The 22676-nt window shown below is 32.3% G+C and carries 21 protein-coding genes; 3 read left to right on the top strand and 18 right to left on the bottom strand.

Translation table 11 applies throughout. The annotated features are described in order from the left end of the window. Positions 1-5 precede the first annotated feature (5 nt). The 5 genes from Q361_RS05210 to Q361_RS05190 form a co-directional block, all read right to left on the bottom strand. On the bottom strand, positions 6-362 hold the full coding sequence (locus Q361_RS05210; protein WP_146046980.1) for a heavy-metal-associated domain-containing protein: 357 nt from the start codon (positions 360-362) through the stop codon (positions 6-8). Positions 363-389: 27 nt separating this feature from the next. Beyond that, a complete protein-coding gene (locus tag Q361_RS05205; protein WP_103725660.1) occupies positions 390-1616 on the bottom strand; it encodes an efflux RND transporter periplasmic adaptor subunit in 1227 nt (408 codons plus the stop codon). Between the two features lie 8 nt (positions 1617-1624). Beyond that, positions 1625-5944, bottom strand: a complete 4320-nt coding sequence (locus Q361_RS05200) for a CusA/CzcA family heavy metal efflux RND transporter (protein ID WP_103725659.1) — start codon at positions 5942-5944, stop codon at positions 1625-1627. Positions 5945-6039: 95 nt separating this feature from the next. Continuing rightward, the gene (locus Q361_RS05195) at positions 6040-6378 is read right to left on the bottom strand and encodes a DUF6660 family protein (protein ID WP_103725658.1); all 339 of its coding nucleotides are present in this window, start codon (positions 6376-6378) and stop codon (positions 6040-6042) included. 53 nt (positions 6379-6431) lie between these two features. Beyond that, the gene (locus tag Q361_RS05190; RefSeq protein WP_103725657.1) at positions 6432-7676 is read right to left on the bottom strand and encodes a site-specific integrase; all 1245 of its coding nucleotides are present in this window, start codon (positions 7674-7676) and stop codon (positions 6432-6434) included. Positions 7677-8711: 1035 nt separating this feature from the next. On the opposite strand from Q361_RS05190, the gene Q361_RS05180 reads away from it, so the two are divergent. Genes Q361_RS05180 through Q361_RS05170 form a run of 3 tightly spaced genes read left to right on the top strand, consistent with a single transcriptional unit; the run spans position 8712 to position 10102 of the window. Next, complete coding sequence (locus Q361_RS05180; protein ID WP_103725655.1) at positions 8712-9470, top strand: hypothetical protein; 759 nt, start codon at positions 8712-8714, stop codon at positions 9468-9470. Next, the gene (locus Q361_RS05175; RefSeq protein WP_103725654.1) at positions 9470-9865 is read left to right on the top strand and encodes a DUF5675 family protein; all 396 of its coding nucleotides are present in this window, start codon (positions 9470-9472) and stop codon (positions 9863-9865) included. Before Q361_RS05180 ends, Q361_RS05175 begins: the two co-directional genes overlap by 1 nt. 60 nt (positions 9866-9925) lie before the next feature. Next, entirely contained in the window at positions 9926-10102 is a 177-nt protein-coding gene (locus Q361_RS05170) for a hypothetical protein (protein ID WP_317047132.1), read from the top strand. A 246-nt stretch (positions 10103-10348) separates the two neighbouring features. Here the strand turns inward: Q361_RS05170 and Q361_RS05160 are convergent, their stop codons facing one another. The 13 genes from Q361_RS05160 to Q361_RS05100 form a co-directional block, all read right to left on the bottom strand. Beyond that, a complete protein-coding gene (locus Q361_RS05160) occupies positions 10349-10528 on the bottom strand; it encodes a hypothetical protein (protein ID WP_103725652.1) in 180 nt (59 codons plus the stop codon). 29 nt (positions 10529-10557) lie between these two features. Next, a complete protein-coding gene (locus Q361_RS05155) occupies positions 10558-10980 on the bottom strand; it encodes a DUF6943 family protein (RefSeq protein ID WP_103725651.1) in 423 nt (140 codons plus the stop codon). Between the two features lie 1583 nt (positions 10981-12563). Then, positions 12564-13352, bottom strand: a complete 789-nt coding sequence (locus Q361_RS05150; protein ID WP_103725650.1) for a UPF0489 family protein — start codon at positions 13350-13352, stop codon at positions 12564-12566. A gap of 8 nt (positions 13353-13360) precedes the next feature. Further along, positions 13361-13642, bottom strand: a complete 282-nt coding sequence (locus tag Q361_RS05145; protein WP_103725649.1) for a hypothetical protein — start codon at positions 13640-13642, stop codon at positions 13361-13363. 301 nt (positions 13643-13943) lie between these two features. Continuing rightward, on the bottom strand, positions 13944-14429 hold the full coding sequence (locus Q361_RS05140; RefSeq protein ID WP_103725648.1) for a hypothetical protein: 486 nt from the start codon (positions 14427-14429) through the stop codon (positions 13944-13946). Next, the gene (locus Q361_RS05135) at positions 14429-15139 is read right to left on the bottom strand and encodes a DUF3800 domain-containing protein (RefSeq protein ID WP_103725647.1); all 711 of its coding nucleotides are present in this window, start codon (positions 15137-15139) and stop codon (positions 14429-14431) included. The genes Q361_RS05140 and Q361_RS05135 overlap by 1 nt, the downstream gene beginning before the upstream one ends. Positions 15140-15652: 513 nt before the next feature. Then, positions 15653-16570 (bottom strand): DUF6731 family protein, encoded by a 918-nt coding sequence (locus Q361_RS05130; protein ID WP_103725646.1) that lies wholly within the window; start codon positions 16568-16570, stop codon positions 15653-15655. An 85-nt stretch (positions 16571-16655) separates the two neighbouring features. Further along, positions 16656-17270, bottom strand: a complete 615-nt coding sequence (locus Q361_RS05125; RefSeq protein WP_103725645.1) for a P-loop NTPase family protein — start codon at positions 17268-17270, stop codon at positions 16656-16658. 11 nt (positions 17271-17281) lie between these two features. Further along, a complete protein-coding gene (locus Q361_RS05120; RefSeq protein ID WP_103725644.1) occupies positions 17282-18130 on the bottom strand; it encodes a transcriptional regulator in 849 nt (282 codons plus the stop codon). Next, on the bottom strand, positions 18127-18432 hold the full coding sequence (locus Q361_RS05115; RefSeq protein WP_103725643.1) for a helix-turn-helix domain-containing protein: 306 nt from the start codon (positions 18430-18432) through the stop codon (positions 18127-18129). Before Q361_RS05115 ends, Q361_RS05120 begins: the two co-directional genes overlap by 4 nt. Before the next feature lie 90 nt (positions 18433-18522). Next, a complete protein-coding gene (locus tag Q361_RS05110) occupies positions 18523-19371 on the bottom strand; it encodes an RteC domain-containing protein (protein WP_103725642.1) in 849 nt (282 codons plus the stop codon). A gap of 267 nt (positions 19372-19638) precedes the next feature. Continuing rightward, complete coding sequence (locus tag Q361_RS05105; RefSeq protein ID WP_146046979.1) at positions 19639-20520, bottom strand: hypothetical protein; 882 nt, start codon at positions 20518-20520, stop codon at positions 19639-19641. A gap of 106 nt (positions 20521-20626) precedes the next feature. Beyond that, the gene (locus Q361_RS05100) at positions 20627-22675 is read right to left on the bottom strand and encodes a thiol-activated cytolysin family protein (protein ID WP_103725640.1); all 2049 of its coding nucleotides are present in this window, start codon (positions 22673-22675) and stop codon (positions 20627-20629) included. Position 22676: the final 1 nt, after the last annotated feature.

The following is a 22676-nucleotide window of genomic DNA, read 5'->3' as shown; positions in this document are numbered from 1 at the left end:
AATTATTATGCTTTACAACATCCGTCCAATGAAGCAATTCCCTCAGAAGTTGCTTTTACTTCATCAGCATCATAACCTAGTTTAGAAATAGCCACTTTTATAGCTTGTAAATCGGTTTTCTTCGGGTTATAGTAGATTGTAAAAGTCATTTTTTTATCATCAAGTTCATACATTTTTACACCTTTAATTTTTAGCATTTCTGTATTGAATTTTAACCCACAGGTTTCACATTGTTTGCAATGGTCACAATGTAAGGTTGTCTTGATTACCGCTTTCTGATTGCTCTTTTGAGCCATTGCAGCATTTGAAACAAATAGCATAACTGCTAAACAAAAAATCGATTTTAAAATTGTAGTTTTCATAGTGTAAGTATTTATATAGTTAAATCATTAATGTTCGTGTTCTCCACCGCCTTTTGAAGTTGCTAACAGATAAAAAGCTCCTTTAATTACAATTTTTGCATCAGTTGGAACTTCATCAACCAATTTGACTTCGGTATATCCTAAATCGGTTGTTCCCGGTACTACTTCAATTGCTTTGAAGTGAATCTCATTGTGTTCTTTTTCTTTTTGGCCTTCAACTTTAGTTTTTGTTGCTTCTTGTTGATGTTCTTCTTGTATATAAATGTAATATTTGTCTCCGTTTCTAACAATAGCATCTTTTGGTAATGCTTGAACTGTTTGGTTTGTGATGTTAATATTAGCTGCTACGTACATTCCAGAAATTAAATTTTTTGCATCACTTGGATTTATTTTGGCGTGAACTGCAACGGTTTTACTTTCGTTTGAAAATGATTTGTTGATGCCAAATATTTTCCCTTTTATAGACTTATTGGATTGATTAGTTAGTACAAAATCAACTTCTTGATTAACAGAAATTTTTCCTAAATCCTTTTCAAAAACATTCAAATCTAAATGCATTTGGCTATTGTCCACAACTTCAAAAAGTGTAATTCCTGTTTCTGCAAATGCGCCTTTAGTAATGCTAATTTTACCTACATAACCACTTATCGGCGAAATAATTGGAATTAATGAAGTGCTACCTTTTAAACTAACATTCAACGCTTGGAGTTTATTTTTTGCTGCTTGTGCTCTTGCTCGTTCAACCGCTAACTTTGACTTAACTTCTTGAAATGTTTTACGAGGATTAACATTTTCATCACTCAATGTTTTTTGACGGTTGTACTCTAACTGTAAATATTCGATGTTTGCAATAGCCGAATTGTAATCTTCTTGCATTTCTGTTACTTCGAGGTTTTGAATGGTTGCCAATGTTTTACCTTTATCCACATAAGTACCTTCTAATACATAAATATCTTTTACAACACCACCAATTAATGTTGAAACATTTGCCATATTTTGCGGTGGAACTACTGTATAACCGTTGGCTTTGATTACCGTATTCAGGTTTTTCATTTCGATAGTTCCTGTTTCGATACCAATAGATTTAAATTGTACTTCGGTCAATGCTACTTCAGTTTCTGATTTTTCCTCTTCAGGTGCTTCTTCGGTTTTCTTTTCGCCACAAGACGTTAGAAGAAAGAAACAAGAAGAAAGAAGCAAGAAATAGTGTTTGAACTTACTATTTGATATTGTATTTATTTTTATATTTTTCATCGTGAGAATTATTTATTGTTAGAAAATGATGGAAATTGCAATTGTATAGCACTTTGATTGTAAGTGTTAACGGCTTCGGCATTTTGTTTTTTAATGTCAATGGCTTGATTTAAAAAACTGATGTATGTCCAATAACTCATGTCGCCATTGGCGTAGCTCTTTTGTGCCGTTGTAATAATTTGGTCTGCATATTGCAATCCTTCGTTTTGGTAATACATTACTGCTTTTTTCTGTTTTTCGAATTCGTTTTGTAGTTCCTCTTTTTGTAGTTTTAAAGTCAGTTTATTTTTATCCAATTCTAATTGTGATTGCGAAATACTAATTGACGACGCTTTTGCTTTTGCGGTATTTGCTCCTCCAAATAAAGGTATTTGCAATCCTGCTGTAAACCCTTGAAAATAAGATTTGGTATCGATAGTTTGCCCGAAATAGCCCAATCCTAATTTTGGTGTACGCATCGCTTTGAATGTATTTGCTTCTTTTTGATAGACTGCAATTTGTTGAGTGTAATAGCCGTTTACTAATTCTTCTACTTTTGAACTATTATTATCTGCCAAATACGCATACTGTAAAGGTGTTGAAGCATCAGGCACAATATTTTCATCGGTTTGAATAAAGTATTGCAATTGTTTTTGATATACTACCAAATCGTATTCTAATTGTGCTTTTTGGGTTTCGACTTCTTTTACTTTGGCTTTGGCACTTATGACTTCGATGTTACCACTTTCACCAGTTTGAAAACGAAGCTCTGCATTTTTAAGGAATTTGGAATAAATGTCGAACAATTCATTATTTAGTTTTTGAATGGAAACACCATATAGATATTGATAATAGGCAAGTGTTACTGCTTTTTCAATTTCATATTCGGTTAATGCTTTTCGCTTTTCTGCCAATTTTGCCAATTCCTCTTGCAGTTGTCTATTGGCTTTTGTGATTTTACCAATAGGAAAATATTGCTGAATGGAAACATTGTGATCATAATCAACACTGTTGAATTGTCCTCCTTGGTATTGCACTTGTAAAGGATCTACTTGAAACGCTGTTTTTTTGAGAACGGTTTGCTTTTCAATTTCCTTATCTGCGATTTTCAAATCGAAGTTGTTTGCTTTTGCCTTTTCAATGGCTCTTTCTAACGTTATGATTTGACTGTTTTGAGCAAACGAAAAAGTGCTGATTAATAAAACGATTATTGTTACACTTGAATTTGACATACTTTTTCTTCTTTTAATTCCTTTCTCAAATAATAAATAAAGGATGGGTAAAACGATTAAGGTTAATAATGTAGCCGAAAATAAGCCTCCAATTACTACGGTTGCCAATGGTTTCTGAACTTCGGCTCCGCCACTAGTTGACAATGCCATTGGCAAAAATCCTAATGAAGCTACTGCGGCAGTCATTAATACTGGTCTCAATCTTGTTTTTGTTCCGATTAAGACACGTTGCATTGGGTCGGTTATTCCTTCCGTTTTAAGTTGGTTAAAATAAGATATTAGCACAATTCCGTTTAAAACAGCAATACCGAACAAAGCAATAAAGCCGATTCCTGCGGAAATACTGAAAGGCATTCCACGCAACCAAAGCGCAAATACGCCACCAATTGCTGATAATGGAATGGCTGTAAAAATTAGTAGTGATTGTTTTATACTGTTGAATGTAAAAAATAGTAAAACCAAAATAAGCCCTAAAGCAATTGGTAAAGCTACCGAAAGGCGTTTGTTAGCTTCGACCAGATTTTCAAATTGACCACCATAAGTAACATAATATCCTGCTGGAAGTTTGAAATTGGTTTCTAACGTTTGTTGGATTTCTTCGACTACACTTTTTATATCACGACCACGAACATTTAACCCAACAGTAATTCTTCGTTTACCATTTTCACGAGAAACTTGAACCGGACCTTGTTCGTAAGCAACTGTGGCTACCTGAGACAATGGCACTTGCTGTCCGTTTGGCAACGGAATAAAAAGATTAGAAACATCTGAAATGTCACTTCTTTGGTCTTTGTCCATTCTCACAACTACATCAAAGCGTTTGCTTTCCTCATAGATTTTGCCAGCACTTTCGCCAGCAAAGGAAGAACGAATTGTTTTGTTTATGTCAGTAATATTTAACCCATACAATGCAATTTTATTATAATCGTATTTAACCGTTATTTGGGGTAGTCCTGCTAGTTTTTCAGCTTTTAAATCACCCACACCATCGATTTTATTTACTTTTGAAATTAATTCTTTTGCTTTTGAATCTAATATTTCTAAATCGTCGCCAAATATTTTAATTGCTATATCGCTTCTGCTTCCGGATACTAACTCATTGAATCGCATTTGAATGGGTTGTGATATTTCAATATTTGCGCCAGGAATTGCTTCCATTTCGGACTTCATTAAATTGGCTAAATCTTCCCAATTATCGGCGGAAGTCCATTCGGATTTGTCTTTTAAAACTATAATCATATCGCCACTTTCAATAGGCATTGGGTCGGTCGGTATTTCGCCACTCCCAATTTTGGTTACAATAGTTTTTATTTCAGGAAATTTGTCTTTTAAGATTTGCTCATATTTAGTTGTAGTATTTATCATTTGTGAAAGAGAACTGCCTGGCATTATAGTTACATTAATTGCTAAATCTCCTTCTTCAATAGTAGGAATAAATTCGCCACCCATATTTTGAAAAGTAACAACTGCTAAAACAAATAATCCCAATGAAATGGCTAATACAGATTTTTTTAAACGTAATGCTTTATCTAAAAACGGAGCATATATTTTTTCGAACCACGCCATCATTTTGTCGCTAAAATTGGGTTTGTGTTCGGTGTTTTTTGATAAAAACATGGCACTCATCATGGGTACATAAGTCAATGACAAAACGAATGCTCCGATGACTGCAAAGCCAACTGTCATTGCCATGGGTTTAAACATTTTTCCTTCTGTTCCTACCAATGCTAAAATTGGAAGATACACAATTAGAATAATGATTTCACCAAAAGCAGCACTATTACGGATTTTGGAAGCCGATTTGTACACTTCGCTATCCATTTCTGATTGTGTTAAATTCTTTTGTCTTTTGAGTTTTTGCAAGTGGTGCATTGTGGCTTCGACAATTATTACAGCACCATCGACAATAATACCGAAATCGATTGCTCCTAAACTCATTAGGTTTCCACTTACTCCAAAGGTATTCATTAATATTACTGCAAATAGCATTGATAGTGGAATTACCGATGCCACGATTAATCCTGCTCGCAGGTTACCAAGAAATAATATTAATACAAAAATTACGATTAATGCTCCTTCGAGTAAATTTTTAGTAATTGTACCAATTGCATTATCAACTAATTTACCTCTATCAATGAATGCTTCGGCGATAACTCCTTCGGGAAGTGTTTTGTTTATTTGAAGCATTTTTTCTTTTACTCTTTCGGTAACTGCTTTAGAATTTTCTCCTTTTAGCATTAGTGCCATACCGCAAACAATTTCGCCTTTGCCATCTTTGGTTGATGCACCATAACGTAATGCAACACCTTCACGAACAGAAGCTACATCACGAACTAAAACTGGCGCACCATTTCTATTTTTGACAACAACATTTTCTAAATCTTTAATACCAGTTGCCATACCCACTCCACGAATAAAGTAAGCATATTGATCTTTTTCTATGTAAGCACCACCTGTATTTTGATTGTTTTTTTCTAAAGCATCAAAAATTTCTGTAATTGTAACTCCCAAGCTATTAAGTGTATTTGGATTTACAGCGATTTCGAATTGTTTTAATTTTCCTCCCCAAGTGCTTACTTCGGCAACGCCTTCAACACCTTGTAATTGAGGAATGATAATCCAATCTTGAATTGTACGAAGTTTTACTGCATCGTATTTATCCTCATACCCTTTTTTGGCATACACATCATATTGGTAAATTTCGCCAAGTCCTGTAGAAATTGGACCAAGTTCTGGCGAACCTGCATATTTAGGAATATTTTCTTCGGCAACTTTTAGTCGTTGCGAAATTTGTTCTCTAGCCCAATAAATATCTACATCGTCTTTGAAAACAACGGTAACTACCGAAAGTCCGAAACGAGAAATACTTCGTAGCTCAATTACTTTTGGGATTGTTTTGACTGATTGTTCTAAAGGATAAGTGATTAATTGTTCTACTTCCTGACTGGCTAATGTAGGAGCGGTAGTAATTATTTGTACTTGATTGTTGGTTACATCTGGTAATGCATCCAATGGTAATTGTTTTAAGGAATAGCTACCAAAAGCTATTAGAACTAAAGTAAATAAAATTATTATAAACTTGTTCTTTATACTGAATTGTATGATTTTGTTTAACATTGATATAGTATAATGAATTAGAAAGTAGCAAAATTTCTTTTGCAATTATTTGTGAAAAAATCACAAGTTTCTAACCCGAAATTAATCGGGCTTCATTATGCTATTTGAGGTGGTTGCCAAATACTCCCGTAGAAATTGGAAGTAAATTTAGAAGTATAAGATGGTAGTTGAGTTTTGATTTCTTTTGAAACAACAGTAAAATTACATGACATTACGTTAAAGTAGCTTACTATTTGTGAGCCACAACAATTACAACTGCAGAAAGGAGAACACAAATCTTTATCGTTACCATGTGAATGGCCTTCACTATCATGTGTCGTTTTAGCTAATTCATGAGCATCTGTATGAGCAGCACTACTTACTTCCAAGTCAGCACAAGGCAAACACGAAAGTGCCACTAAATAGATTGACAATATGATATTTAAAAATTTCACAATGACAAAAGTAATATTTTTTTAAATAAATAGACTATATTCTTCATAATAGTTTAAATAGCGTTGGTATTTGATTCAACATCATTTAAAGTAAATTTATTCCTCAAAATCATCATATCTTCACTCACTTTTCTATCCAAAACCTTTGCATAATGCTGCGTAGTTCTTAAATTTTTATGTCCAAGCATTTTACTAACGCTTTCTATTGGAACACCATTTGTAAGCGTTACGGTTGTTGCGAAAGTGTGTCGTGCAATGTGAAAGGTTAGTTCTTTTTCGATTTCACAGACTCCTGCAATTTCTTTTAGATAGGCATTCATTTTTTGATTGGTAAGAATAGGCAGTAGTTTATCTTGATTACTGCTTTGTGGATGATTGGCATATTTATCAATAATCATTTGCGTTACTGGAAGTATTGGAATTTTAGAAGCCGTTTCAGTTTTTTGCCTGTGTGTAAATATCCACTTTTCGCCATCAATACCGATGCTTATATGCGACTTTGTTAGATTTTTTACATCTATGTAAGCCAATCCAGTAAAGCAGCTAAAAAGGAAGATATCGCGAACTAATGATAATCTTTCGGTTTTGAAATCTTTATTGATTATGTTTTGAATTTCTTCTTCAGATAAATAAACTCTTTCTACTTCTTTAACTTTCGATTTGTAATTCGCAAATGGATTTTTATCAAGCCAGTCATTGGCTAAACAAAGCTTGATTATTTTATTGAAGTTCTTGATGTATTTTACTGCGGTATTGTTGGCACAATTTCTAACGCTTCGCAACCAAAATTCATAATCGGTTATAAAGGCATGATCTATTTTATTAATCTCGATATCGGAAACTTTATATTTCCATAGTAAAAATTCTTTAGTATGACTCAATGAAGTTTTGTAACGTTCTAATGTTCCTGGTGAATATTCTTTGCCAACCAACTCTTTAATTTTGTTATTGTGGTCCTCGAAAATTGGAACAAGCATACGTTTGGTTTCAGTAGTTCCAAACAATTCATTCTTCAAATTTTCAGAAGTAACTTTGATGTCTTTTTTGAATAATCTTTTTTCAGCTTCCAAAACTTGATTTTTTAAATAATCCAGATGGCTGTTTATTGTTCTAGCTTCTTCATTAGTACCCTTAACTTTAGTGCCCTCCGATGACCATTTCTCTGGATTTACATATTTGTTGGCACTAAATTCAAATCGTTTGGCTTGGATTGTTACTCTTGCATAAATTGGGCAAATGCCCTCGCTGTTAGCTTTTGATCTCTTGATGTAAAAGAGAATTGATACAGTAGTGTTCATAAGTGGTAACCTTTTAGTTATTATTAAATTTAAAATTTCTAATAATTACAAACAAGATGTACATATTTTGAATATGTTGCTGAACACCTTGCTGTACTGGTGGTTTTCTTTGAGAGGTGTCACTTAAATTTTTATAATTTAGTGACACCTCGAAAGACACCAAAACTTTGAGATTAGATGAATAATTTGATAATCCTAGAAACGAAAAAACCCACTAAATCGTTGAATTTAGTGGGTTTTGTAACCATTTGTATTTCTACTGGCGGAGAAAGAGGGATTTGTTTTCCATTTCTAACCAATTGATATATAGATTTTTAATTTCTATTTGTAAACTAGGGTCTCTATTATGCACCTGCTTTTTGCATTGCAAAACTTCGATTAACTTATAGTACAAATATAATTATATTCTAGGAATTAACGAAACAATTATATAGAAAACATTATCAAAAAATGAACTGGTTAATAGTCTGGTTAGTAAATTTCTAAAGTTTAATTTTTAGTAATCTTATGTTTCCATTTCTAACCAATTATCAAAGGTTCTACCTGCTCATATTTTAAACTGGTGTAAACACAAAACTCTTCGATTGATACAAACTCGTTTTCAAGCTTGTTAAGCTCGGTTCTTATCTTTTGCAACAATCTAATGCTTTGCCGATAACTCTTACCAGTAATACGTTGTATGTCCTTTGGGTAGATGCATAATCTCTTATTTTCTTTTTTCATACACTATCTATGCCTTTGACTAGGCTTTGACTTACTTTAAAACCCTATTATCCAAATTTTTGTATTGTGCAAAATTAGAAAAAAAATCCTTTGTCTAATAATCTGTAATTTAAGACTATTTTGAAGGCTCATATATTGCCATTCGCGGTCATTTCTGCCATTTCTGTCGTAAAGTGTCATATTGGATAGGCACTACTTTTTTATTCTGTTTAATTGGATAAAATTTGTTTTGAAATCATTCAAGATTTAGTTGCAACGAGTATTCGGAATGAAGGAGTAGTTAGAGAGTTTTAAACTTAAATTTTAGAAATTATGGCAAGACAGAAAGGCATAATTAAATTGAAAGGTACTATCGGAGATATTACTTTTTACAAAACGCAAGATGGACATTTGGCGCGTGAAAAAGGTGGCATTGATGCCAGCAGAATTAAAAGCGATCCTGCGTTTCAAAGAACACGTGAGAATGGTTCGGAGTTTGGGAGAGCCGGAAAGGCTGGAAAAGTATTGAGAACGGCTTTGAGAGCATTGCTCTTGAATTCTGCCGATGGCAGAATGGTAAGTCGATTGACACAACAAATGGTAAAGGTAATCCAAGCGGATATGGTTAGCATTAGAGGTTTACGAAATGTAATCGATGGCGAAGTAGATTTGCTTGTTGGATTTGAATTCAACATTCGCGGGAAACTGGGCACCAGTTTATTTGCTCCATTTGTTGGGACTATTGACAGAGTAACTGGCGAAATCAGCATTGATTTAGCTTCATTTATTCCATCGAATATGATTGCAGCACCTAGTGGAACTACTCACTTTAAAATTATTTCAGCAGGTGCTGAAATTGATTTTGAAGCAGAAACTTTTATTGAAGCTCATTCAGAAACTGCAATTTTACCTTGGGATGCGACTGCAACCGCAGCTATAAACCAAGTAAATGCAGTTACACCAGCGAGCACAAAACCATTGTTTTTGGCTTTGGGTGTTGAGTTTTATCAAGAGGTAAATGGCGCAATGTACCCATTAAAAAATGGTGCATTTAACCCATTAGCGGTTGTGAAAGTTGATGGTGGAGTTTAATGGAAATCCATTTAACTAGAACTTATTTCCCTGAAGGAACGAATGGCAAACTTGAATGCGAGGGCAAATTGATTTGTAATACAATTGAATTGCCTTGGAAGAAAAACGAAACGAAGGTTTCCTGCATTCCAGAAGGGAAATATTTTATAAGAAAGCGATATAGTCAAAAATTTCATTGGCATTTAGAGGTTGAAAATGTTCAAAATAGAAGTTTAATTCTATTTCATCCAGCCAATAATGCTTTGAAAGAATTGAATGGTTGTATTGCTCCAGTAACCAAACTTTCTGGACCAGGGTTAGGTCTAATGTCTCGAAAAGCTTTTGCAAAATTAAAAGACTTGGTTTATAAAGCTTTGGAAAGTAAAGAAAGTGTAGAATTGATTGTTCAATCTTAATTTTAGATTATGAAAAAAATAATAAATAGAGCGAAAGCTCCCACTCCGAAATTTTTTAAAGTGCTTCGAAATATTGGTTTGGCATTAGCTGCTGTCGGTGGAACTATTTTGGCAGCTCCAATAGCTTTGCCAGTTGTGGTAACTTCTATTGGAGGTTATTTGGCGGTTGCTGGCGGTGTAGTGTCGGCAGTCAGCCAATTGACAACCTCAACAGAAAACGCCGATGCAACACAGTAATTCAACTGTAATTGGTACCGCTGGCGGTACTTTTTTGAGTGTATTGCCGAATTTGCATTCGGAAGATGTTTTAAAAACTGTTATATTAGCGGCTCTTGGAGCAATTGTCAGTTTTATTATATCAATGACACTCAAATACCTCATCAAGAAGTACAAAAAATAGTCTAATTCTAGTTGTGGTGACCTTTGGATTAGACCGTATTAAAGCCCAAACCGTAAGGAATGGGCTTTTTTTGTGGCTAAAAACTAAACTTCTTCAAATAAATTAAGCGTTACTTCTAAAACGACTACTTCGGAATTGTGGTTGTATAATTCTTGCCATTTTGCACTGTCTATGGCTTTGGCTCTTGTGTCGAAAACTCCGAAACATACTCTTGATGCTTTGGACTTCCAATTGTCGGTTTGGTACAAAATAAATAGTTTCATAAGTGATAATTTGAAATTAGAATTTGATTTTATCTTTTAGAATAGCGATATAGAATTACTCTTCTCAAATCGTTGATAAGGTTGATGTTTTCGTGAAATTGTTTTTCCTTTTTCTCTAAAAGTTTGAGAGCTGCAATATTTTTTTGATGTTCTTCGTGTTCCTGCATCATTAAACTAGCCTTTGGATTGAATTCTTTTGAGAAATCAGGAAGGCGTAAAAACGGAATAACTGAACCAACCAAAAAAGGATGCCAAAATTTGGTTTTCCATAAGTTGTAAGCCACAAAATAAATGCTTTCGCAATCTGCTTCGTTTTGAAAAATGACTACAAAACTGTTAGTAAATGGCTCTTTTTGAGGTTTTCCGCTGTTCATTCCTTTATTGAGTATGAATAAATGAGGTTTGGCGTATAACGTGTCTTTTAGGTGCGTTTTGATGATAAAATTTGGCATACTTTCGGTTTTTTAAGATGATGTGCCTCGTTACCACAAGCCACACATAAAATTTTTAAAAGAAAAAAAAAGAAAAAAAAGAAAGTCGTCATTTAAGTGGAGGTTTCAAGAAAAACAAGTTTTTTAGAAAAAATACTACCCGATATATCATCGGAAATTTGGGCGTGAAATCAAAAAAATGTTGTTGCGAAACGGAATGGGTGGAGATTTTTTCTAAAACCCGCAGGGCTTGAACTTTTTTTTCTTGAAACTGGAGCTTACCTTTACTTTCTTTTTATCTATTTTTTTATTTTCCTTTCCACCGAGGAGTTCTTATGTAATGGGATCTAAAAAAGTTGATTCGAAAGATGAAAGTTCTTCAGAAAGGGTATGAAATTTTAAAGCAGAAAAAAGAAATGTAAAATCCATTCTGATTATTTTTCTGCTTTAAAATTTTATACTCTTTCTTGGACTTGATTTTGTGGGTATTGAAAATCACTTTTCCAATATTTTTAATTTTAGGGAAACGTTCCAAGTGATTTTCAATACTTACAAAAACAATGAAAAAATAATTCCTAGTGCGATGAGGCAGAAGCGCAGGCAAGTGTGTGGTTTTTTATTTGCTTACTGGGGTGTTTATGATTGTTTTTATGATGGCTTGATGCCACAAACGTTCTTGGAATGATTAAATTTTCGGTTACCAAAGAATGTGCTATGAAATTGCTATGGCATCTTGGCCATCGTGAAAACAATTACTTCGATAGTTCTAGCAAATAAAAAATTACACTCTTGCTGGCTTTTTGGTTTTATGGGTAGAAAAATGGCTTTATCCATAGGCAAATCAACTACAAGGTAAAGCCATTTTTCTACTCATAAAAGCAATGCAAACACTACCGATGTATGCGGTTTGTTGCTAAAACCATTGATACGTTCTTATGAAAATAAAATATTCTCTTAAATAATAAAGTTGAATCGAAGCGATGATTGGGGTTTGTGAAGGACGGTTTTTTGAGCGGCTGGGTGATGCGATGGGAGCTGCTCAAAAAGTTGTCCTGGAGCAAACCACTTGTGCGTTGGGTGGAGCGGCTGTTTTACATAAATGATATTATAGCTTCATTGCAAAAACCAAAAAAACAATATAAATGCTTTGTAATGAACTATAATACTCAATTATGTAACACAGCTTGGGGAAAGTTTTTGTTGCCCTACTACTAAATTTCCTTTTAAACCGTAATCGTTCTAGGGCGTACAAAAACTTTTGGAGCGTTGGCAAAGGAGTGGCAATTGGAATGAAAAACTTCCTTTTTACCAACGAACGAAAAAGAATGTTCTCGTTATTGAAAACGTAATTAGCGAAATGAAGCAAACAAAGAATTGATGCTAGGAATACTTGGACTAGAAGCGATTTTTGTGCAGATGAATGAGATAATGGGTTGTAAAAAAAATCCCAAATATTTGCTATAATTGGGACGAATTAATTCTAAATTACATTACCAATCGTTGCAAGATAAACCTCAAATTTTAGGGTTTATCTTGAGTCAAAAAGTAATAAGTTTTTTTAGAGCGTTGACAAAGGAGGAATAATTGAAATGTAAAACGTGATTTTATTTCAATTTTTTATGTTTCCAATCGCAATTTTTAGTAAAGATGCTTGGTTTAAAATATATCCTATTTATGATATCTAAAAGTTTATTAGATTTTAAAAGACCTCCACAATGCTTTGGTTCTGTTGCTATTGTAAAACCACACAATCTCTCAAATATCCATTCTGTTAAAGGGTTATCAATTGAAAGTAGATTTTGCATTTCTTCTTTTTCCATATAAGTGAATTTTTTACCTTTTCCATTGTAAGGATTATTCAAGGTAAAAAAGTCTAAATCGATATCAAAATATACTTTGGTTTCATCAGAAGCTAACAAACAAGATTCTAACTCTTTATGTGTTTTAAACTTCTTTATTTTATGTTTGTTTCCATTTATATCAATAAGTTCTTCATCTTCCCAATTACTTTCAAAAGTACCTTGTCGGCAGTGAACATAAATATCTCCAATAATATTCAAATATGCAGCAGATAAAATATGACCATCATTATTTCCTGCTAATTTAGCCCAACTAAATAAAGCCACTTCCCCATCATTAGATTGATCAAGTTCCGATAACCACTTTTTTTCTGTTTCACACGGATAACACAAATCCTGATGCCAATCTAAACTTACTAAACAAGGTGGTTTACAATTTTCGTTTTCTCTAGTCCATTTTAGCCAATAAAAAAAAGCATATCTATGTTCCTGAAAAATTGCTAACTCTGTAACTCCTCTTTTTAAAAATGGATGTGATAAAATTTGTTTTGCAGAACCTGGAGGAATAATATAGTGTGGATTTCTAAATTCCATTGTTAAATTTATTGATTTGAAAATGTGATTTTAGCGATAACTGACGTTAATGTAACATTTAACCAAAACTGCCAATTTTCAAAATTTAAAACAATTAAAATTAATGATATAATCGATATTGTATTTAATGAAGTAATTGCCCTTTGATTGTTCTTCCTTTTAATATCATTCTGTTTTGAAGAAGTTTTAAAAACTCTCATTCTGGAGTTTAATAAGTTATTTGTTTCTTTATCAATAATTGCCCAACCAATTGAGTTTGTACCTAAATCAAGTCCTAAAATTCTACTCATTTTATTTATTTTAAAATTATTTTATTGTTTTATGAAATTAGCGAAATGAAACAAAAAATTGGCTTTAGGAATACTTGGACTAAAGACGTTCTTTTGTAGATGTATGAAATAATGAGTTAGTTAAAGGGATTTTTTTGTGTATTTTTTGTCATTCATACTTATGGAAATACTATATGAAGTTGGTCAGAAATACGTTTTTTAATAGAAAATTTGTTTTTTGGTTTTACATAGCGTATATTTGCAAAGTCATTTCCCTAGGGAAAAGGACCTGGTTCGCCACAACACCGTAGTTGTGGCATTTTTATTTTACCCTCTTTGTATATTTGTCTTCATAATATTTTTGGTTTCTTGCATCATCAATATGAAAACAAGAAATTATCATATAGTCTGGAGTGATTTTTTCCATTACAACTAGAAAATTACCTTCTTTGAACCAAAAATAGTCCCTGATTCTCCCATCTGCTTCTAAAAATTGGAAACAAGTAACATCTTCAGTATCTTTATTTTCTAGTATTGGTTTTATCCAATGAATTTTGTTGGCTCTTTTTTTGTCAAAACATCTTTTGCCTTTATCTCCTCTTGTAATGATTTTTACAAAAGTGTGTGGATAGGCTTCGAAGCCATCTTCTTTTGAATTTGCTATGTCAATTTTTACTCTGCAACCATCAAAATAGAAAACGTTATCAATAAAATCGGCTTTGAATAATTGAAATAATTCTTCTAAATGTGCAGCTGATGGGTCAATTCCCAAATTAGGTATGTGATCATCCAAGTCTAATAAATCCATTATAGCTTTATTTTAGGTTGGTGATCAAAAATATTGAACTTTGTTTCCCAAGGTTCTGTTCCTTCTTCGAGATTAAAACCCGATTTAGTTTCTAAATATTGAATAAAATCCATTCTGTTTGGAGTTGGATTTACAATATTATTCATTACTACTCTTGTTTTATAAGTAATGGCACCAATAAAAAAATCGGCTAATTGAAAGAAATTGTTATCGTGAGAATGTAAATGCTGGAATTGTTTGAATGGACTTTTGCCTTTATATTCATTATCAAAAACTTCATTAATTTTTTTTAGTTTCTCTCTACCACGAGTATTTTGAATATCAATAAAAACTCTGTATTCATCGCCATTACTATTATTTGGATGCAACAAATAATAAGTCATTTTATAATAGAAATTGTCGTGCGAACCTTGATTGAAATCTTTATGATTTAGGCGCTCTTTGTATTTGACTAAAACACAACGAAATTGTAATGATGACCGAAAGAAATAATCTACCAATTCTTTGTATAATGCTGTTCTTGCATTTGAAAATTTATTCCATTTCAACTCTGACTTTTGATTGTGCTTTGCTAGAATTTGATTGAATTCTTTTTGTAATTTAGCATAATCCGTCATAGGTACTTTGATGTAACCGATGCACATAACCGGAATATTATCATTTTCTAAATGACAACTTTCGTCTATATAAAAATCATATTTATTATTCATAGATAGTGGAAATTAACTTTAAATTAGGTACTTAAAACTTAATTTGTCTGTTATTGTTAATTTATTTCGGTATTGTTTAGCATTTTGTAATAAATTATCGGATTATAATTTTAATGAATATTTTAATAAATCTATACGATGAAAGCATTGATAATGAGATAAAAAACAAAAGTAATGGATTTATATATTCTAAACAACTAGGACATAAGTCTTTATTTAATTGAAAATATAAACAGAGAATAATAGAATTGATATTGGTAATTATTGCGTTTTTTAGATAATTTAGAAATAGAAAATATTTATCAGATTTTTTAATAAAACCAATAACTTCATTATCCAAGCTTTGTATTATTGTAGCAACTGTCAAAAGAAATCCAATTAAAATACTAAATACCGATAATGAAGTATTGAAAAAATCAGTATAATTCAATTTTAAATCTAGTCTAATATGGTAGGCACAAAACCCTAAAATTAGACTAATTAAAAAAGGATAATATTTCTCTAAAAATAAACTCATTTAATTTTATATTGCTTCAATAAAACTGGTTGATGTTTCAAGTAAAGTCCTTCAATCTGTTTATACTTTTCGGCTGTAAAAAACTTTCCTAATACTCTTTTTCTTTCGACGCTTATTTCTTCTACTAATCTATTTGATACTAAATCAAAAATTTTAGAGTGGTTTTGTGAATCGTCAATATCTACACCTGTAACTTTTAATGTTTTCAGAAACTCTTCATTTTTATTAAATTTTAATAGATCTTGAACAAATAATCGAATAGAACTTATGTCTAAACTTCTTTTTTTATTTCTTCCTGTAGAAAAAACAATTGTTCCAGTTACTGCATTTATATCATCAAAGGCATCAATTGTTTTACCTAATGAAGTATTATTTACACTTGGTAAATTTGTTGTATTAGTCGGACGGGCAACAGAATATTCTAATCTTGAATATGAAGTTGAATTTAAAAATTTTTGATATTCATTAGGAATAATTATCATTGAAAAAGTAAATTTGGGTGCATCTTTATAGTTTTCTTTTATCAAGGCTTCAAGATTTCCTATATTCACACCTGGAATTTTAGATTCAAATGCAATTATGTTTGTTTTCGAATCAAAAATAAAACAACTATCGTGTCCTAGACCTTCTCCTTTTTTTAAATCAATCTTTTCTGTATTTTTTCCATCATATTTTGGTGGAACATTATTTGTTTGGTTAAAAATTAAAGTTCCTAAACAATATCTATCAGAATGTATTCTCTGAATAGTTGATATTGAAATATCCCCATCTAATTTTTTGATTTCTAAATAAGTTGATTTCTTAAATAAAAAGATTTCAGATATTGAATTTATTGCATCTTCTTTCATTTTTCCTTCAACTTCAGGTACAATTTGATAAAAATATATTTTGGTTTTCTTTTCTTTAGAACTCATATTTCGCTTTTAATTTAAGACCAGCAAAATAAATAATAATTCTGATTAATATTGTTTGTTGAGTTTTGACTTATTAACCTACTTATCAAACTCTTTTATCCATCGAATTATCATCAAAAGCAATCAAATTCAACATTTCCCTCAACCTAGAACGCACCCGATTGCCATAAGCAGTTTCTATTTCGGTGGCGGAAAGGTTGCTTGTTATGTGCGTTATGACTTGCTTTGAAATGTAAATATCATATCTGGAAAGTATGATTTCTGCCATTACGTTACATTCGTTTCCGTAGTATTTTAGGTTGGTTTCTACTCCTAAATCATCGAAGCAATAGTTTCTGTATTCGCTATGAGAATTAGTCCCGTGGCTGTATTTTTGAATGGTTTGATAGCCTTCTTTGATAAATTCAAAACTGATGTCTCTACAAGTTTTCATTATGAATTTGTAGTTTGGTTGTGCAACGTGTCGCATCAAAGTCATCAATGTTGTTTTGCCGCAACCAACTGGTCCGGAGAGTAGAATTCCTTTGGATAGATCTAAATTAAAATTAGCAGCCATAACCTCATCTTTTAGAAAATAGCAAATCAGTTTTTGAATATTGACTACATCCGCTTCTCTGAAATGGAACTTTTCGCCAAATTGTAGTTTGCCTTTTTGTTCTAACCAAGCCATCATTTCGGGATAATTGTATTGTGAATTCATAGCTTTTCATTTTACAAAGGCTCTGCATAATTTTTGTCAATAGTTGCGTTGAGGTTGTAGGCTCTTGGTTGTGGATTTGCTTTTTGAGTTGATGGATTTGGCAAATTGATTTTAAATTTTGGCGTATTCAACATCCAGTTTCGTGCAGCTGCTTGCCAATCTTTCATTTTTGTTTTGCCTCCAATGAGCCAACCGATGCTGGAGTAATAATTAAAAAATCGCTCTGCTTCAAATTCTGTGAAATTCTGAAACTTGAAAAATTCTTTGACTGATTCCAATGGTGGCGATTTTACTTTTTCTTTTTTGGCGGAATTTTTTTCTTTTTGTTCCGCAGTTTCGTTTTTTAAAAATAAATCCTCATTAAAATTTTGAAAATTGGTGTCTCTATCTATGTTTTTATCGTTTTTTAATGTTTGTTTATTATTATATATATAAGGCGGTTCATTAACCTGTTCAGCAACATTACTATTGACAGATTCATTTTTTGGTTTGCTTGGTTTAAAAAATAGTCTGGTTGGGTCATTATTTGAACTGGTTGTATCTGAACTATTTTGACTAAAATTATTTCCTTCCGAAAAATTCATCATAAAAACTTGTGTTCCAGAATAGGGATTATAAGATGGAAAATAATCTAAAAAATTCAACCGTTGGAGTTCTTTTATGCACTTGTGATAGGTTGCTTTTGATGCAATTTTGCTTCCTTTCATCATTTCGTCTCTGGAAATTATGATTGGATTTTTGAACCGATTGACATTCCAACATTGGAAAAGAGCTAAATACAAACTTATATGTGTTGGGTTAAGTGAATTTTCAAGCGCAATGCGATTGAAAAAACCTGTGAGGTGTTTGATATAATTCATCGTACCAACCATTTAGGATTGAATAAATTGGGAGTTGCTTCGACTTTGTTAGTTTCTAATACTTTCTGTAAATCAGCATAAGCATAGAAAATGATACCGCCAACTTTGGTGTAGGACAGTACTCCATTGATGCGAAGATTTTGTAAAGTCCCCGGAGAAATGTTTAGCAACTTTCTGACTTCGGAAGATTTAAGCCATTGTTTTTGCTGTTGCGGTTTTGAATTAAACATTGCGTTTAAATCAGAAAGAAGAAGTGTACGGAATTCGTTCAAATCTTCGCGAGTAATAACTTCGATTGCCATAACGTGAGTTTTTATATTGTTATGGCACAAAATTGTGGGTTTTGAATAGATAAAAATCACAACGGGGTTCGTGTTGTGAACGATTTTTGATTAAATCACATCATCTGAATTATCCATTCGCTTAATCAAAGCTTCGTTTAAAGCGGTTATGAATTTTGTTCTTTCGGCTTTACGTACTCTGATTTCTAGGAAAGTACGGCGATATTGTCCTAAATCAATTTCGAAAATATGCTCAAAATATTCGGCAATATCTTTTAGATCTGCCACACCATTATTGAAAACTCCTTCGGAATGTAGCGCATATAAAAGTTCAGTTAATGCAACTTTTGACCCAGTCCAAGCCATTTTTACGTTCGGTTTGCGTTGTGATTTTTCGTTATTATCTTTATTTTCAATCATAATTAATTGGTTTTCTAAATACAATTGGATTAAATCATTCGCTAAAATCTTGGCTACTTTGTAATCGTGAGAGGTCGAAAAAGTCTTATCAGTTTCAAAATAATAACTATTTACAGAAAGTTTGATATCAAATTTTCCTCTCAAAAAATACTTGTAATCGAGATAAATATTCCCAGTTCTGTAATATTTATAAAACTCTAATTCGTTGTCAAAAAAAGCTTTTAACTTGATTAATTCATTGTTGTAATACTTTTTTAAAACACGAGTTCCACCATTGGGCTTCTTCATTTCGATATTAAAAATCGTATTGTAATAAATTATTTTTGAAGTGAATTGAGGTTTTATTTCTTTGAAAAATTGAATCTCTTCCTCATCTGATTTAAAATTGGATTTCTGGATTAAAATCTTCAATTTTTCTTTAGATTTTATGCTAACTTCAATTGCTTTTTCACTTTTTAATATAGGGTTGTCTATCTCTAAATCAATGAAATTAAGTTGTTCGTTGAGGTCTATTAGAAGTTTGCTGATTTTTTGAATCACTAAAAATTGATTAGAGTTTTAAAACGTAATTTTTGCAGAGCTAATTGCCAGATTAGAACTAGCCCTAGCAACTAATTTTCCATTATTTTGATTTGTAACTACAGCATTGAAATGAATAATTGTTTTTCCTAATTTGATTAATTCTGTTTAATTTTATCTAAAAAATAACTTCACATCTTCAATCTATTTTATAAATCCATTTGGTATAAGTTTTTTGGAACAAAAAGTGAAAATTTTAAAAGATGGCTATTTTTATGTATGTCCGTTTTAAGGTTCTATGATTAGCGTTAATTTATATTTTATTTTGTTTGTAGAGGAATTTAATTTGGAACACAATCCCGATCCTTTTCCTGTAATACAACCACTTTTTGAACAAATTTTGCCTTCAATAGTGGCATAATTTTCATAGCAAGAATCGGGTTGTCTTTTTATAATTTTTGATTTGATTGGAATTAAGAAGGTGTTTTCAATCCAATAACAATTGTCAATAGTGAATTCTTGAATGCTGTGATCTTCTTTATTAAGTTCAGGCAATGCCATCAATATGCCTTTCGGAATTGGGTTTCGGAGCGAAAATGTTAGCGTGGAATCTTTGATTGTTTCTGGTTGTTCTTTGAGTGTAATTTTCTTTTCTCGCACACTTAGTTTCCATATTTTTTTCTGCAGAAATTTAGCTCTTTTAGTTGCGGTAAACGATTGCAAGTAGGCTACATTCAAACAATTTTCTGGAACACAATCAAATGTTTCTGGTAAATGAAATCGCTTCGTGGCTTCACTATTGGCAGTTGTAATATCAATTTGGTACCGATTTGGATGCAATGCCATTTCGGTTAACATATCGCCATCCAACAGCCAATAATAGGTTTTTCCTTGTACTTCAAAAGGAAGTTTTGTATGGTCAATTGTAGCGCTTTTATCAAATAAATAAAAAGGTTCTGAAGCAATTTTTATTGATTTCCCTCCAATTTTTACTGATTTGGGAAGTATAGGTTCACCCTTGTATTTTATCGTTAGATATATTCCTGAAAAATTTTCTAATTCATCGGGTAATTGAAAACCATACAAAAAAGTGTTTTTCCAATTTTGCTTTTTTTGAGAAAAAACTCCCAATGTTAGCATTAGGAAGAAAATCAATAATTTAGTGCGCATAATTTTTTAATTTATCGAGTAACAGAAATCTATACAAAAAAGCGTTACTTCAATTTTGTTTTTTTATGATAGAATTGAGTGATGTAAAAATCCAAATAGGTTAATTTTAATTGAATATTGCGCTAATTAAAATATCCATTTCTTTATCATTACCCGATTTTCTAACCAAAGTTGTGCTGTACTTTTGACCCGGTCTTTGATTTAAAATATCACTTAACTTAATATCATAAAACTGTCCAGAAAATTTTCCGTGCTGAAAATTGTTTCCTTCGTCTTGATTGGGATTATCTTGTTTTACCAAAAAAGCATCGGAACCACCAATTTTTCGGTTTTGCAATCTGGTCCAAATTCTCAAAAAGCCATTGGCTCTGTCGTTTGCATTGATATTCTCAAAAGTTACGGAAGTTATTGGGTTTTGTACATCTCCTTGGTTTTGATAGGTAGCATTATCTCTATTTACGTTCCATACGGTTTTGATGTCCTCTCCTCGGCGGTTGTGTTCTGCACTTCCGTCTAAGATTTCAAAATCAATCCAACCAAAATTATTTCCACCTTTCATAGTTAAGGATTGTAAATTTATGGTCAAATTTTTAGTGCCATTTGCAGGATTGGTGGTACAAACGTGTGATGGTAGTTCATTAGCATTGCAATTGGTAGCCGCTATATCGCCATTCAAAAAGCGTAAGGAATAGCTAATGGGAGCACCCAATTCTAAAGGATATTTCTTGTTTTGGTCGCAAATTTCGTTTATCATTTGTTGAATAGCTGGTCCCACTTGGTCATAAGAATTCATTACTCTTACTGGTTGGCTTGAACCATACAAGAAAATTTTAAACGTGGTTTCGTTTAATTCCTTTTTTTCTTCGGCAGAAAAATTGGCACTAGCTCCCCAACCGCTACCCGAAAAACCGGCTTTTAATTTTTCTTGATCTAATGATGATTCAAAAAATACCAACAATTTTGCCCCGTAGGTAATACCATCAATCACAACCAAATCCTGATTATTATTCAAATTGGAATCTGTAAAATAATTTTTACCACTGGCTATTTGCGCCGTGAACACTGGATAAAGATAAGTAACCAAACATTTATTTTTGGTAGAAGATTCGTTGTAGCCAAAGGTAGCGGCAGCACTATAGGCACAGCCACTGTATGAAACGCCGGCAGCAATTTCTAATTCGGTTTTGGAGTTTACAATTTTACTTTCGTAGTATTGCCCAGCACCAGTAGGTCTTTTGACAAATGGTGTGTTTAATAAATCGGTCATAGCATCTGCTAATGTGGTTTCGTCTGGAGAATCTACTTTTATTGATTTAATACCTGGAATGTTTAACGATATTGGGTTTCGGGCATCGGTAAGGTTGTTATAATTTCCTTTTTTAAACTCGTCTAAATTGTAAATAGCACCCAATCGCAAATATTTTAGATCATCGGGATTCAGTATGTCTTGATTCAAATTAGTAACGTCTAATTTGCGGTATTCGGTTTTACAAATTTTATCGCCGTCAATTTTTTCTTTTGATCTAACTACTGGATTTTTGAAACTATTTCCACCATTGGTATTTGCAGGTTTTCGGACAATAGTTTTGGTAACATCGTTTAACATCAATGCTGCTTTCAATCTGCCCGTTTTCAAGATATAATTGGAAGTTTTAAAGTTTTTGTTTGCCAAACTAGTACCGATGCGAGGATTTTGATTTGGTAAAGGAGAATTGTTGTTGCTTTTTACAACATCTATTCTTCCGTCATTCCAATAGATTGCTCCTTTATCAAAGGTATTCATTCGTTTCCAACCTGATTTGTCGCTGTCTTTTTCATCAGATGTTGGGAAACCTAGTTCGCCTGTTTCATAGCCCATTTCGCCCCATTTTTTCATTATATCTCCATAAATGGCATATACTTGTTTTGTGTTTGGGTTGTAATAAATCCAGCCGTTTTCAAATCTTAAAAAATAACCTCCAGCAGCGGCAGTTGGTCTCATATGTGCCGATTCGGAATGTACATTACCTAAGTTTAATTGCTTGGCTTTGTCTAGCATTTGCTGCTCAATGTTGTTTGAATTATTTCCTGCGCCTAATCTTTGGCTTCTTATTTGGGCATTTATAGAAATGCTTGTTGATAAGACAAATAAGAATAATACGATTGTTTTTTTCATT

This window comes from Flavobacterium croceum DSM 17960, from assembly GCF_002917885.1.
Classification (GTDB): Bacteria; Bacteroidota; Bacteroidia; order Flavobacteriales; family Flavobacteriaceae; genus Flavobacterium; species Flavobacterium croceum.
The sequence above is the reverse complement of the archived record's forward strand: the minus strand, read 5'-3'. Positions and strand labels throughout refer to the sequence as shown.